Origin of the sequence: Paractinoplanes bogorensis, from assembly GCF_018829635.1 — a bacterium.
Taxonomy (GTDB): Bacteria; Actinomycetota; Actinomycetes; order Mycobacteriales; family Micromonosporaceae; genus Actinoplanes; species Actinoplanes bogorensis.
In genome coordinates this window covers 742,396-754,781 of sequence record NZ_JAHKKG010000002.1, presented here as the reverse complement: position 1 = coordinate 754,781, position 12,386 = coordinate 742,396, and the positions used below count along the sequence as shown (strand labels likewise).

The window sequence follows — 12,386 nt, the reverse complement described above, 5'->3', positions numbered from 1 at the left end:
GAGAAAGTCTAGAAGCCGCAGGCCAGCACGCGGATGCCGGGCGGCGCGGTGGTCTGCACCCGGTCGATGCACACGTCGGAGCCGGCTGCCACCAGGGTCAGCGCGGTGGCGCTGCTGGTCGCGACCACCATCAGCGGCTCGAGGTCGTCGGCTCCGGTTCCGGTGACCTCGACCGTGGCGAACGACCACACGCCCGAACAGAACGGGCCCTCGTAGATCCGCAGCGGCTTGTCCGGGATGCCTTGCTGCCCCTTGATCAGCTCGAGGATCTGGGCCCCGGTCGGCTGGGCCGTGCACTTGGGCGCGTGCGAGGGCGTCGCGGTCGCCGTCACCGTCTCGGGCGGGATCGTCGGAGTGGGCCGGACCGGCCGCGTGGTCGCCACCCCGGTCGGATAGGTGGTGGTGGGGACGGTCGGCAGCGGCGGGGCCGTCGGCAGCGAGTATCCGACCGAGGGGCCCAGCGAGATCGGGCCGTCGCTGGGGGTCGCGTACGGGGGTGAGGTCGGCAGTGGTCGCGGCGGCTCGCCACACGCGGCCAGCAGGGCCACGGTGGTGGCCAGCCCGAGGGGGATCAGGGGTGTGCGGGGGGACACGCGCACATGGTAAGGCCGTTCAGTACGCGATCCGATGCCCAGCCGCGCGCAACGTATCGACCGCCTCGCTCAGCCGCACCGACGGCACGAGCAGGTAATCGGTCGAATACGTGGAAAAGGTGACAATGTTGACGCGAGCGTCGGCCAGCGGGCCGATCAGCGACGCCAGCACGCCGGTGAGCGCGAGGTCGAGCGGGCCGACCACCCGCAGGCAGCGCCAGGCCGTATCGACCTCGGCGCCCTCGGGCACCCGGTCGGCCGGGCAGATGATGGAGAACTCGTCCGCGTCCCAGCTCAGCGAGATGACGCTCTTGTCGTCCGGACCTTCGCTCAGCGAAGCCGGGATCGGCGAACCGGCCGGCAGCCGGCACACCGCGTACTCCGCAGGCAGCAGATCTAGATCGAGCATGAACGCAGACTACGTTTCGCGGTCAGATTGCCCAATGCCCACCCGGTGCGGCAAACACCACAAACCCGAAATCTGCTCGTAATGAGAGCGGGAACACAGGCGTCAGTAGCGAACCGCCGAGAAGAAGGTCATCGAGCCGGCCACCCGTTCGTTGTCGAACAGCGGGGTGGCGATCGCGTCGACGGTCAGCGGGGTCTCGCCCGGACCGGGCACGACGCGCAGCAGACCGCGCGCGAGCCGCTCGCTGCGCAGCGCCAGCAGCGGCGGGATCTTGTCGGCGTCGGACTCCTCGAGCTCGCTCGCGTTGGCGGTGAAGTCGATCAGCCGGAGCATCGCGCCCAGCGGCTTGCCGATCACCTCGGGCGGCTTGCCCATGCCCAGCAGCTCGCCGCAGCTGACCGACACCGCCACGATCGCGGTGGACGTGTCGATGATCAGGCAGGGCTCGGGGGCGGCGGCGACGGTCGCTGTCCACCGGTCGAGGCTCGGGACGAACTCGGCCTCGGACGGTGTGCGCGCCTGCGGCACGAACGCGCCCGAGAGTGAGAGTTCGACGTGCGCCACCCGGAGTCCTCCTCACTCTGGCGACAGGCGTCCGCCGCGGCCCGCGCCCGGTGACCCGAGCGTCTCGCCGCGGCGGGGAAGCCGTCGACTACAACCGGAAGGAACGTTACCGGCGTGCTGTCCGCTTGTCAGCGGCCGTTTGTCCGTCAGCGTGCCAGCGATAGTCACCGGCCGGGCGGTACGGGGCGTTCGCCCACGTCGCCGGGTGCTCGGCCACGGCCGACAGTTTGCCCGCGGTGGCGGGCGAGATGCGGGCGCCGCCGGCGATCAGCAGCCGGTCGAGTTCCTTGTCGGTGGCCACGAGGACCTCTTTGGGCAGGCCGTGCACGCTGATCACGCCGGAACCCACGAATGTGAGCACGGGGGTCACCGGCACGCTCAGGCCGACGGCGGCCGAGAGGGCCTTGCTCGCCCGGCGGGCCTCGCGGCGCGCCTCGGCGATGTAGGCCGGGCGCTTCCCGTTGATCTGCACCACGTCACCGGCGATGAGCACCCGGGCGCGGCCGTGGTCGGCCACGGTCACCGCGTAGACGCCGCCCGGTCCGATCGCCAGGAACCCGGCGCGGTCGTCGGCGGGGTCGGGCTCGTAGTAGCCCAGCGCGTCGGTGCGCGGCCAGTCCACGATGTGCCAGTTGGGTCCGAGGCGGTCGAGACGGGTCAACGCCCGGGCACCGGCTGCTTCGAGGCGGCGGGCGTCACGCTCGGCGCGGCGGCGGCGGGCCCAGTCGGCGGGCGACGGGCGGTTCGGCGCCTCCAGAGCGGGGGTTTCGCTCAGACGACGATCGATGACCCGTTGGCTGTTCGGTGGGACGGGTAGAGCTGGGCGTGCTGGGAAGACAGTCACTGCGACCTCCGGCAAAAGGTCCTTCGGGCTCTCTTTTCACTACCGTAAGTGCTCGACCCCATACGGAAGCAAGACACCCGGTGGAAAGAAAGTGGAATGAAAGAGGGATGAATGCCGCATTCACGCATCGCGACTTCTTGCGGATGGTGCATCTCGGCGTCAGATCCCCTGTTCGACCAGTTTCACCTTCAAAGCTAGACCGCCGGTCGCGCTCGCGCACCGATGTCTCATGATCTAGGTCGAACGTCACCGGCCGATCGCTGACCGTGCCGGGCGGGTGCCGAGAGATCGACGAGTGGGCTAACGTCGGCACGTGGTGCACTACGTCGACAGTGAGGTGGGCCGGCTGCGCACGGTGCTGTTGCACCGCCCGGGGCCGGAACTGGCCAGGCTCACGCCGCGAAACAACGACAGCCTGCTCTTCGACGGTATTCCGTGGGTGAGCCGAGCTCAAGAGGAGCACGACGCTTTCGCCGCCGCCCTGCGCGAGCGCGACGTCGAAGTGCTCTATCTGGGTGACCTGCTGGCCGACACCCTGGCCGTCGACGACGCCCGCGCCGAGCTCACCGAGGGCGTGCTGGCCGACCGCCGCCTGGGTGACACCCTGCGCGACAGCGTGCGCCGCTATCTGGCCGATCAGGACCCGCGCCGGCTGGCCGGGGTGCTGATGGCCGGGCTGGCCCACGAGGAGCTCAAGCCGGGCCCGGGCGGCCTGGTCTACGAGATGATGGACCGGCTCGACTTCGTCATCGACCCGCTGCCCAACCTGCTGTTCACCCGCGACTCGTCGGTCTGGGTGGGCGACCGGGTGGCGGTCACCAGCCTGGCCATGCCGGCCCGCAGCCGCGAGACCACGCTGACCCGGGCGATCTATCGCTACCACCCGCGGTTCGCCGGCACCGAGCTCCTCTACGACCCCTCGCTCGAGTTGCTCGAGGGCGGCGACGTGCTGCTGCTGGCGCCCGGGGTGCTGGCCATCGGGGTCGGCGAGCGCACCACCCCGGCCGGCGCCGAGCGGCTGGCCCGCCGGGTCTTCGCGGCCGGGCTGGCCCGCACGATCCTGGCCGTCCCGATCGCTCAGGAACGCGCCACCATGCACCTCGACACCGTGTGCACGATGGTCGACGTCGACGCCGTGGTGATGTATCCGAACGTCGCCGACTCCCTGCGGGCCTACACCGTGACCGGAGACGCCGACGGTGAGCCGCGCGCGTCGGCACCGCGACCGTTCCTCGAGGCGGCGGCCGAGGCCATGGGCATCGACCGGCTGCGGATCATCGACACCGGCCTCGACCCGGTCACCGCCGAGCGCGAGCAGTGGGACGACGGCAACAACACGCTCGCCATCGGGCCCCGGCTCTGCGTCGCCTACGAGCGCAACGTCGAGACCAACGCCCAGCTCGAGCGGGCGGGCATCGAAGTCGTCCGGATCAGTGGTTCCGAGCTGGGCAGCGGCCGGGGCGGGCCGCGCTGCATGAGCTGCCCGATCGAGCGGGTGTCTCTGGCCGCGTGAAACCGCGATTCACGCGGTGCTTCTCACGCCGACGGACGATGGCGAACGTGTGACACGACCAGTTCGGGCACGGGCACCCGCCCCTCGACCAGGTCGGCCTTGTCGGGGAAGTCGAAGACGGCGATCTCCAGCTGTACGGGGTAGTCGGGGGCCTGGCCGACCCGCTTGACCACCTCGCCGTCGACCGTGAAAGCGAGCGATCCGGGGCGCCAGTTGACCCCGTACGTGTGGAACTGCGCGACGTCGATCGGAAGGGTGACCGTCGCCCACTCTTCCGTGAGGCGCGGATCGCGGAAACGGTGCAGTCCCATCCCGACGGCCTGCGGGGCGGAGCCGAAGACCTCCATCACGCAGATCTCGCCGGACTGCTCGGGCGTGGTCTCGATGCCGGAGAGCCAGAACGCGACCATCGACCGTGGCGTGATCGTCCCGCGCATGCGGATCTCGATGTCGCCGTAGAGCGGCGTGCAGCCCCAGAACTCCTCCTGCTCCTCGAGCACCCGCTGCTCGCTCAGGAAGGGCTGGCCGCCGATGGTGCTGCCGACCGGCCCGGAGAAGTTGGCGCTCTGGATGCCTGACACCCGCAGCGGCGTCTCGTGCACGCCTTCGGCCCACAGTCCTTGGTCGGCGGGGATGCTCAACCGCAGCTCCCCGCCACCCACCGCGTAGGTCGCAGCGGAGGCGGCTCGGGAACTCCAATGGGGCAAATACCACGGCACCCAGACAGAGCGGTCCAACTCATCAGAGGTGAACCGCTCGTCCATCACCGCAGCGTTAGCTGACGGCCGATGAGGCCCTGCTTGGCCCGGCGGGCGTCGGCGTCGAGCGGGCCGGTCTCGGCCAGCGTGTCGGCGTAGCGCTTGGCGAAGTCGGCCAGCGGCGCCTCCCAGTCGACACCCTCCGGCTCGCCCGGGATGTCCCAGACCGGCACCAGCAGGCCGTGGGCCCGGAACATGCCGGCGAACTTCGTCTGGTCGCCCAGCAGAAGGTCACCCGAGGCGGAGAGCCGGGCCAGCGTGTCGAGCGCGCGGTCCTCGGCGTCGGGCAGCACCCAGCGCACGTGACCCTTGTCGGGGGCGACCCGGCACCAGTACGCCGCCCGCCCGGCCGACAATCGCAGCGTCGGATAGATCGACGCATTCGCCCGTTCGAGTGACGCCTTCACGGTGGGGTCGTCCGCCTGCTCGGCGTCGAGCCAGTACTCGAAGCCCTCGTGCATGCTGATCTCGAGCGGGCCGTCGACGAGGATGTCCTGCAGTCGCGGGCCCTCACCGGGCAGGGCCGGAACCGAGACCGTGTCGCCCGGCTCGGTGCGCAGCGCGCTCAGGATGGCCACCGCGAGATCCCGCGAGACGTCCCCCGACTGCACGTGCCGCTGGAGGCCGATGAAGACCCGGCCGTCCTGGCGCGTCATCGCCGGCCAGGCCATCGGCAGCACGGTGGACAGCGTGATCGGGCGGTCGCCGTACTCCTCGATCACCTCGGGCCGCAGGGTGAGCGGGGCCGAGGCGGCGGGCACCAGCTCGCGCAGGGCGATCCACTCCGGTTCGTCGGCCAGGCCCTCGAACGGGCGAGCCACGAAGATGTCCCGCACCTTCTCGCGCTTGGGTGCGGACGGGCGTTGGTTACGACGCTTGCTCACGGCGAGACAGCCTAGGCGTTCCGGGCCGGAAAGGGACACTCAGGCGCGCGGGAGCCTTACCTCGGCCGTGGTGCCGCCGCCCTCACGCGGACGCAGCGAGACCCAGCCGTGCTGCCGTTCGACCAGACGCCGTACGAGATAAAGCCCCAGCCCGGCCCCCGGATGACGGCGCCGGTCGTTGCCTTCGGCCTGCCAGTAGCGCTCGAACGCCCGCTCGACGTGCTCGGGGCGGATGCCCGTCCCCCGGTCGGAGAGCCGGAAACGCAGCGTCTCCTCGTCCACCCCGGCGCACAGTTCGACCGCTGACCCCGGCGGTGAGTGCTTCTCGGCGTTGGTGGCCAGCTCGGTCAGGATCGTCGCGATCGAATCCCTTTCCCCGTACGCCTTCGGCAGCTCGCCGGGCATGTTGTCGAGGACGATCCGGCGGCGGAGATCGTGCGGCAGCTCTTCGACCGCCCCGCGCAGCGCCTCGGCCAGGTCGAACGGGCCGGCCGGAGCCGCGCCGACGTCGCCGTCCGCGCTCGCCGCCGAGAGCAGCCGGTCGACCAGCCGGGCCAGCTCACCGGCCCGCGTGTTGATGATGCGGACCGCCTCGTGCCGGCCGGTGTCGCCGAGTGTGTCCCAGTGGTTCGACAGCGTGTCGGCGTACCCCTTGATCACGGTGACCGGTGTGCGCAGCTCGTGGCTGGTCACGGCGACCCAGAGATCGCGATCTTCCTGCCGGCGGGCCTGCTCGCCGCTGTGCACGGGCAGGCCGTTGCGGGCCGCGTAGAGCCGCCCGACATAGCCGGCCAGCAGCTCGAGCACGGCGGCGTGCTCGGGGCCGGGCTCGTCGTCGCCCTCGCCGAAGTAGACGTGCAGCGAGCCCACGATCGTCTCGCCGACCTCACAGCGGGCGCCGAGCATGCGCCGGACGTCACCGCCCTCGACCTGCTTGGCGAATTCGTCGTTGAGCGAGTCGAGCGGGATGAGCAGCGTGCGGCCGCCGCGGAGGCGGGTGTCGGCGCGGTCGACCCGGCGCCCGATCGCGGCCGCGCAGGCTCCGCTGGCGGCGACGATCCGGCCGTGGTCGGAGGCGTATTCGGCGAAGCCGGCACCGCGGCCGCCCAGCGTCTCTTGAGCCAGGCGGACGATCTGCTGGAGCACGGGCAGGCCCGCCTCGCCGACGTTGATCCGGTCGAGGACCGCGATCTGCCCGCGTGTCAGCGTGGCGTAGTCGGGGCGGTCCGGCATGTCTGCGAGTCTGCCTCGCTTCTCTGTCTGGAGATAGTGCCGTGCGTCACAGTGGGCAAGGCCGTCAGCCGATTCACAGGGCGGCCGCCAGATGGTCGATCACGAACTTGGGCCGGTCGGTGATCACGCCGTCGACCCGGTGTTCGAGGAGCATGTCGAGATCGGCCTTGTCGTTGACCGTCCAGACGTACGTCTGATGGCCCGCGGCCCGGATCGCCGGGATCAGCCCCGGCCGCGACCGCACCAGCGCGACCCCCGGCCCGGCGATCCGCGCGCCGAACGGCAGCCGGCCCCGGCCGACCCCGGGCGGCAGGATCTCGATCAGATAGACCGTCGGGAGGGCGGGCGCCTGGGCCCGGACCCGGCGCAGGGCCAGCGCGGCGAACGACATCACGGTCACCTGGACCGGGTCGTCCGGTTTCGGCTCGGCCAGCCCGTAGCGGCGCAGCAGCTTCACGAGGCGGCGCTCGACCTCGGCTCCGTAGCGTGACGGATGTTTGGTCTCGATGAGTAGCCGCACCTGCCGGCCGCTGTCACGCACAGCACCGAGCAGGCGGTCGAGCGTCAGCAGCCGGGAAAGCTCGGGCAGCGGCTCCTCGTCGACCGGATAGCCGGGGTGCCAGGAGCCGAAGTCGAGCGAGTCGAGCTCGGCCAGCGTCTTGGTGCTGACCCGCCCACGGCCGTTGCTCGTACGCCCGAGCTTGCGGTCGTGCACGCAGACGAGGTGGCCGTCGCGGGTGAGCCGCACGTCGCACTCGAGGCCGTCCACGCCGTCCTCGAGTGCGCGCAGGTAGGCGCCGAGCGTGTGCTCGGGCAGAGCGTCGGCGCCCCCGCGATGCGCGAAGACGAGCGGGCGGTAGCTCATAGAACTTGTGGCTGGCCGCTCTCGCTGACGACCTCACGGCCGGACGCGGCCCAGGACTGCATGCCGCCGTCGAGGTTGCGCACGTTGTCCCAGCCGTTGCCCATCAGATAGGAGACGACCTGGCCGGAGCGGCCGCCCGACCGGCAGACGACCACCACCTCGCCGTCACTCGGGACCTCGGCCATGCGGGCCGGGATTTCCATCATCGGGAGGTGGTGGGCGCCGGGTGCGTGCCCCGCCGTCCACTCGTCGGGCTCGCGCACGTCGAGCAGATAGGCATCGTCGCCGACTTCGGCGGGGGTCACGCTGGGTACTTGTGGTCCGAACACGACTCCAAGCGTACGGGTCAGCCGCCGGACGTGGCCGTCGAGTCCTTCTTCAGGTTGGCCGACATCCAGGTGTCCATGTCGTCGGCGACCACCGCCTTGAAGAGGGCCAGGGCCTTCTCGCGGTCGGAGACCACCACGGACTGGCCGTTGATGGTTTCGCTGCCCTTGTTGGGGGTGGTGATGAAGGTGAGGTTGTCGCCGCGTACGCCCCGCAGCTCGCTCGCCATGTCGGTCAGGGAGAAGTCGTTGTCGACCGTGACCGCCGCCGTGACGGCCTTGAGGAACGAGTTGAGCTTGGCCGGGTTGCTGATCGTGCCGCCACTGACCGCCTTGTCCATGAGCGCCTTGAGGAACTCCTGCTGGTGCCTCATGCGGTCGAAGTCGCCGCGAGGGAACTGGTACCGCTGCCGCACCCAGTCGAGGGCCTGGTCGCCGTTCATGTGCATGGTGCCCTTCTTGAACACCCGGTGCGGCTTGTGGATCGACGTGATCGTCTTGTCGACCTTGAGGTCGACACCGCCGAGCGCGTCGGTCACCTCTTTGAAGCCGCCGAAGTCGATCGCCATGACGTGATCGATCTTCACGTCGGTCAGGCACTCGACGGTGTGCACGGCGCGCGGGAGACCACCGAAGGCGAAGGCCGCGTTGATCTTGGCACGGCTGCCGTCGCCGCACTCGGCCTCGTTGCTCTTCGGGATGACCACCCACAGGTCACGCGGGATCGAGATGAGCTGGGCGCTCTTGTGGTCCTCGGGCACGTGCATGAGGATCAGCGTGTCGGCGCGCCACTTGCCGGCGCCGTCGTCCTTCATGTCGGGGTCACGCGAGTCGCTGCCGACCAGCAGGATGTTCTGCGCGCCCTCGATGGCCTTGGCCGGGCGGTCGGTGCTCATGCCCGAGAAGGCGTCGGTGCGCTTCAGGTCCTTGTCGAGGCCCGAGGCGTAGCCGTAGAGCGAGATGCCGGCGATGACCGCGATGATCAGGACCACCAGGCCGGCCAGCAGGGCGATCCGGCCCCACTTCGGCTTGGGGCGGCGACCGCGATAGGAAGTGCCACGGCCGGGGTCACCCGGAGGAGGTGGCGGGGGAGCACCCGCGCCACCGCGGGGCGGCCAGTTGTCGCGCTGCGCCGAGGGCGCCCCGCGGTAAGAACCGGACGGAGGGGCCGACGCCCGGCCCGACGACGGGACAGAGGCTCGACCGGAACCGGAACCCCGCTGGGGGGACAAGGGCGCTGACATGAAACCAGGTTACGTACCCCGAGCCCGTACGCCCTGCCATCAAACCGACACGGCACGAAGTAGGGAGACCCTCGAACAGGGGAAACGCGGGACCGACGGTGGCCGGTCCCGCGTTCACGAATTAATGCAGTGTTTAGTGCGCGCCGTGCCCCGTGAGAGACCGGACCTCGAGCTCGGCGTACTTCGCGGTGTCGTCCTCCTTCGAGATCACCGTGCCGATCCAGCCGCACAGGAAGCCGATCGGGATCGAGATGATGCCCGGGTTGGACAGCGGGAAGAAGTGCCAGTCGTGGTCGGGGAACATGGCGGTGGCCGAGCCGGAGACGACCGGCGAGAAGAACACCAGGACCACGGCCGCGGTCAGACCGCCGTAGATCGACCACAGCGCGCCCGACGTGTTGAACCTCTTCCAGAACAGGCTGTAGAGGATCGCCGGCAGGTTGGCCGAGGCGGCCACCGCGAACGCGAGCGCGACCAGGAAGGCCACGTTCAGGCTCTGCGCGAAGATCGACAGGGCGATCGCCACCGCGCCGATGACCAGGGCCGAGATGCGGGCGACCCGCACCTCGTCCCGCTCGTTGGCCTGGCCGCGCTTGATCACGCTGGCGTAGAAGTCGTGCGCGAGGCTCGACGACGACGCCAGGGTCAGGCCGGCCACCACGGCGAGGATCGTGGCGAAGGCGACCGCGGCGATGATGGCCAGCAGCACCGCGCCGCCGGTCTCGCCGCCGAGATAGTCGACGCCCAGCGCCTGAGCGAGCTGGGGCGCCGCCGTGTTGCCCGCCTTGTCCTGCGCGGTGATGTTCGCGCCGCCCACCAGGGCCGCCGCGCCAAAGCCGAGAGCCAGGGTGAACAGGTAGAACGTGCCGATGATGCCGATCGCCCAGAGCACGCTCTTGCGGGCGATCTTGCTGGTCGGCACGGTGTAGAACCGGGTCAGGATGTGCGGCAGACCAGCCGTGCCCAGCACCAGCGCGATGCCAAGCGAGAGCAGGTCCATCTTGCTGTAGAAGGTGGCCGAGGCGCTGGCCGACTCGATGCCGTAGCGCAGGCCCGGTTCGAGGAAGGCGTCCCCCTTGCCGGACTGCTGAGCGGCGTCGCCGAGCAGCTGCGACAGGTTGAACTTGTAGTGCGCGAGCACCAGGATCGTCATCAGCAGCGCGCCGGTCATCAGCATGAACGCCTTGACGATCTGGACGTACGTGGTGCCCTTCATGCCGCCCACGATCACGTAGACGATCATCAGGGCGCCGACCAGGATGATCGTGGCGACCTTGGCCGTGCCCGCGTCCATCCCGAGGAAGGTCGTGTCCGGCTTGATGCCCAGCAGCAGCGAGACGAGCGCGCCGGCGCCGACCATCTGGGCGATCAGATAGAAGATCGAGACCACGATCGTCGAGACGCTGGCCGCCGTCCGCACCGGGCGCTGACGCATCCGGAAGGCGAGGACGTCGGCCATCGTGTAGCGGCCCGAGTTACGCAGGTACTCGGCGACCAGCAGCAGCGCGACCAGCCAGGCGACCAGGAACCCGATCGAGTAGAGGAAGCCGTCGTAGCCGTAGAGCGCGATCAGGCCGGCGATGCCGAGGAAGGACGCGGCCGACATGTAGTCGCCGCCGATCGCCATGCCGTTCTGGAAACCGGAGAACTGGCGGCCGCCGGCGTAGAAGTCGGTGGCCGTCTTGGTCTGCCGGCTGGCCCAGATCGTGATGGCCAGGGTGATCGCGACGAAGATCAGGAACAGCGTGATGGTGAGACCGCGGGACGTCGAGGTGGAGACCTCGGCCGCGAGCGTGTGGCTCTGCATCAGTCCTCCACCTTCTTGTCAGTCGTGTCGCCGGCCGAGAGCTCGCCGTGGATCTTCTCGGCCAGCGGGTCGATCTTGCGAGCCGCGTAGCGCGAGTAGTACCAGGCGATCAGGAACGTGGACACGAACTGGAGCAGACCGAAGATCAGGGCAACGTTGATGTTGCCGACGACCTTGGCGCTCATGAAACCGCGGGCGTACGCGGAGAGCAGGACGTAGAGGGCGTACCAGAGGAAGAACGCGACCGTCATCGGGAAGACGAAGCTGCGGACGGCGTGACGCAGCCGGCCGAATTCCTCGGACTCCTGGACGGTGCGGTACCTCTCGGTGGAGGACGAGGGTACTTCGGTAGTCACCGGGGTTCACCACCTTCGGGGTGGAGCGGACTTTCCGGCAACGTACGGAGACTCCGGGCGTGGCGAAGGTCACTGGTCGGTGCCTGCGCCGAGTGGTGGTCTGACTGCGCTGACCGGTTTATCGGAGCTCGGTATATCGACCCCGATAGTGGATCAGCGGCGCCGGGGACGGGCCGGCCTCGACCTTTTCGATCACCGCCTCGACCAGCAGCGCCCAGCCCACCACCCGCGACGACTCGAGCCGGCAGCCGGCCCACGTACGCGCTCCGGAGGGCACCGGGCCGTACTCGGTGTCGAGCCACTCGTCGGCGGCGAACAGACCGCCCGGCGCGGGCATCAGGCCGGCGAACCGGTCGGCCAGCTGCCGGTCGGCCGGAGTCAGGGCGGTCAGCGCGAACCGGCCGCTCGGCTCGAGCGCGTCCCAGAACTCGCTCTCGTCGTCGATCAGGCCCAGCACGCGTCCGGGGTCACCGTCGGCGACGACCGTCGAGGAAACGGTCAGCCCGGCCGGACCGGGTGCGGTCCACAGCGTGACGGGAGCCGCCAGCCGGCCGCGCAGCCTCCGTACGGGGGACTTGTCCTCGTCGGGCGTGGCGAAGGGATCGGTGGAGTGAATCGTCACGGGCACCATTCTCGCTTTGGTTACAGAAGGTGCACATAGCTATCCCCCGCTATTGATCAACAACTATCTTCTCTGCGGGAGGAGGCGTCCGTGCATCAGCAAGTGCAGCTACAGCCCGGCGAGGTGCTGCACATCGGCGGTGAGGCGAGCGTGCAGTTCGAAGGCGCCCGGGCCCTGACCTTCCGGTTGATCAGGGTCGACCCGCGCAGCACGTACGACGGATGGCTGTGGCTCGAGGGTTACGTGCTCGGTCCCGACGGTGTGGCACAGCAGCGCCGTCGCATCTTCGTCCTCAAGGACGGTCTCCGTCCGGCGTTCGGGGCATGTGGGCGCGAATGAATCATCGGTAGCGTAATCCCTTCCGTAAT

14 protein-coding genes and 1 pseudogene are annotated in these 12,386 nt (G+C 69.7%); 2 read left to right on the top strand and 13 right to left on the bottom strand.

Annotated features, from left to right (window positions below):
- Nucleotides 1-8: 8 nt before the first annotated feature.
- The 4 genes from KOI35_RS08315 to KOI35_RS08300 form a co-directional block, all read right to left on the bottom strand.
- On the bottom strand, nucleotides 9-593 hold the full coding sequence (locus KOI35_RS08315) for a hypothetical protein (RefSeq protein WP_215785425.1): 585 nt from the start codon (nucleotides 591-593) through the stop codon (nucleotides 9-11).
- Between the two features lie 19 nt (nucleotides 594-612).
- Complete coding sequence (locus tag KOI35_RS08310) at nucleotides 613-1,002, bottom strand: ACT domain-containing protein (protein WP_215785424.1); 390 nt, start codon at nucleotides 1,000-1,002, stop codon at nucleotides 613-615.
- Between the two features lie 102 nt (nucleotides 1,003-1,104).
- Nucleotides 1,105-1,566 (bottom strand): hypothetical protein, encoded by a 462-nt coding sequence (locus KOI35_RS08305; protein ID WP_215785423.1) that lies wholly within the window; start codon nucleotides 1,564-1,566, stop codon nucleotides 1,105-1,107.
- A gap of 106 nt (nucleotides 1,567-1,672) precedes the next feature.
- Entirely contained in the window at nucleotides 1,673-2,410 is a 738-nt protein-coding gene (locus KOI35_RS08300; protein ID WP_215785422.1) for a hypothetical protein, read from the bottom strand.
- A 313-nt stretch (nucleotides 2,411-2,723) separates the two neighbouring features.
- On the opposite strand from KOI35_RS08300, the gene KOI35_RS08295 reads away from it, so the two are divergent.
- The gene (locus KOI35_RS08295) at nucleotides 2,724-3,923 is read left to right on the top strand and encodes an arginine deiminase (protein ID WP_215785421.1); all 1,200 of its coding nucleotides are present in this window, start codon (nucleotides 2,724-2,726) and stop codon (nucleotides 3,921-3,923) included.
- Nucleotides 3,924-3,946: 23 nt separating this feature from the next.
- Here the strand turns inward: KOI35_RS08295 and KOI35_RS08290 are convergent, their stop codons facing one another.
- The 9 genes and pseudogenes from KOI35_RS08290 to KOI35_RS08250 all read right to left on the bottom strand — a co-directional run.
- Nucleotides 3,947-4,564: a glycoside hydrolase family 16 protein gene (locus tag KOI35_RS08290; protein ID WP_246612648.1), complete on the bottom strand. Its 618-nt coding sequence runs from the start codon at nucleotides 4,562-4,564 to the stop codon at nucleotides 3,947-3,949.
- A gap of 122 nt (nucleotides 4,565-4,686) precedes the next feature.
- On the bottom strand, nucleotides 4,687-5,565 hold the full coding sequence (locus tag KOI35_RS08285) for a DUF5926 family protein (RefSeq protein ID WP_215785419.1): 879 nt from the start codon (nucleotides 5,563-5,565) through the stop codon (nucleotides 4,687-4,689).
- Nucleotides 5,566-5,604: 39 nt separating this feature from the next.
- Nucleotides 5,605-6,798 (bottom strand): sensor histidine kinase, encoded by a 1,194-nt coding sequence (locus tag KOI35_RS08280; protein WP_215785418.1) that lies wholly within the window; start codon nucleotides 6,796-6,798, stop codon nucleotides 5,605-5,607.
- A gap of 73 nt (nucleotides 6,799-6,871) precedes the next feature.
- Nucleotides 6,872-7,663: a glycerophosphodiester phosphodiesterase gene (locus KOI35_RS08275; protein WP_215785417.1), complete on the bottom strand. Its 792-nt coding sequence runs from the start codon at nucleotides 7,661-7,663 to the stop codon at nucleotides 6,872-6,874.
- Nucleotides 7,660-7,992 carry a rhodanese-like domain-containing protein gene (locus KOI35_RS08270; protein ID WP_215785416.1) on the bottom strand — a complete coding sequence of 111 codons (333 nt, stop codon included), beginning with the start codon at nucleotides 7,990-7,992 and terminating at the stop codon, nucleotides 7,660-7,662. The genes KOI35_RS08275 and KOI35_RS08270 overlap by 4 nt, the downstream gene beginning before the upstream one ends.
- Nucleotides 7,993-8,009: 17 nt before the next feature.
- Nucleotides 8,010-9,233: an LCP family protein gene (locus KOI35_RS08265; protein ID WP_215785415.1), complete on the bottom strand. Its 1,224-nt coding sequence runs from the start codon at nucleotides 9,231-9,233 to the stop codon at nucleotides 8,010-8,012.
- Nucleotides 9,234-9,366: 133 nt separating this feature from the next.
- Nucleotides 9,367-11,040, bottom strand: a complete 1,674-nt coding sequence (locus KOI35_RS08260; protein WP_215785414.1) for a monocarboxylic acid transporter — start codon at nucleotides 11,038-11,040, stop codon at nucleotides 9,367-9,369.
- Complete coding sequence (locus KOI35_RS08255) at nucleotides 11,040-11,396, bottom strand: DUF485 domain-containing protein (protein WP_215785413.1); 357 nt, start codon at nucleotides 11,394-11,396, stop codon at nucleotides 11,040-11,042. The genes KOI35_RS08260 and KOI35_RS08255 overlap by 1 nt, the downstream gene beginning before the upstream one ends.
- A 118-nt stretch (nucleotides 11,397-11,514) precedes the next feature.
- Nucleotides 11,515-12,012 (bottom strand): annotated as a pseudogene (locus KOI35_RS08250) (flavin reductase family protein); the annotation flags it as partial.
- A gap of 96 nt (nucleotides 12,013-12,108) precedes the next feature.
- Here KOI35_RS08250 and KOI35_RS08245 point away from each other — a divergent pair.
- Nucleotides 12,109-12,357, top strand: coding sequence for a hypothetical protein (locus tag KOI35_RS08245; protein ID WP_308120854.1), 249 nt, complete (start codon nucleotides 12,109-12,111; stop codon nucleotides 12,355-12,357).
- Nucleotides 12,358-12,386: the final 29 nt, after the last annotated feature.

Coding starts and splice junctions, on each gene's coding strand:
- KOI35_RS08310 (WP_215785424.1), bottom strand. CDS start 1,002: ATGCTCGATCTAGATCTGCTGCCTGCGGAGTACGCGGTGTGCCGGCTG.
- KOI35_RS08280 (WP_215785418.1), bottom strand. CDS start 6,798: ATGCCGGACCGCCCCGACTACGCCACGCTGACACGCGGGCAGATCGCG.
- KOI35_RS08275 (WP_215785417.1), bottom strand. CDS start 7,663: ATGAGCTACCGCCCGCTCGTCTTCGCGCATCGCGGGGGCGCCGACGCT.
- KOI35_RS08265 (WP_215785415.1), bottom strand. CDS start 9,233: ATGTCAGCGCCCTTGTCCCCCCAGCGGGGTTCCGGTTCCGGTCGAGCC.
- KOI35_RS08260 (WP_215785414.1), bottom strand. CDS start 11,040: ATGCAGAGCCACACGCTCGCGGCCGAGGTCTCCACCTCGACGTCCCGC.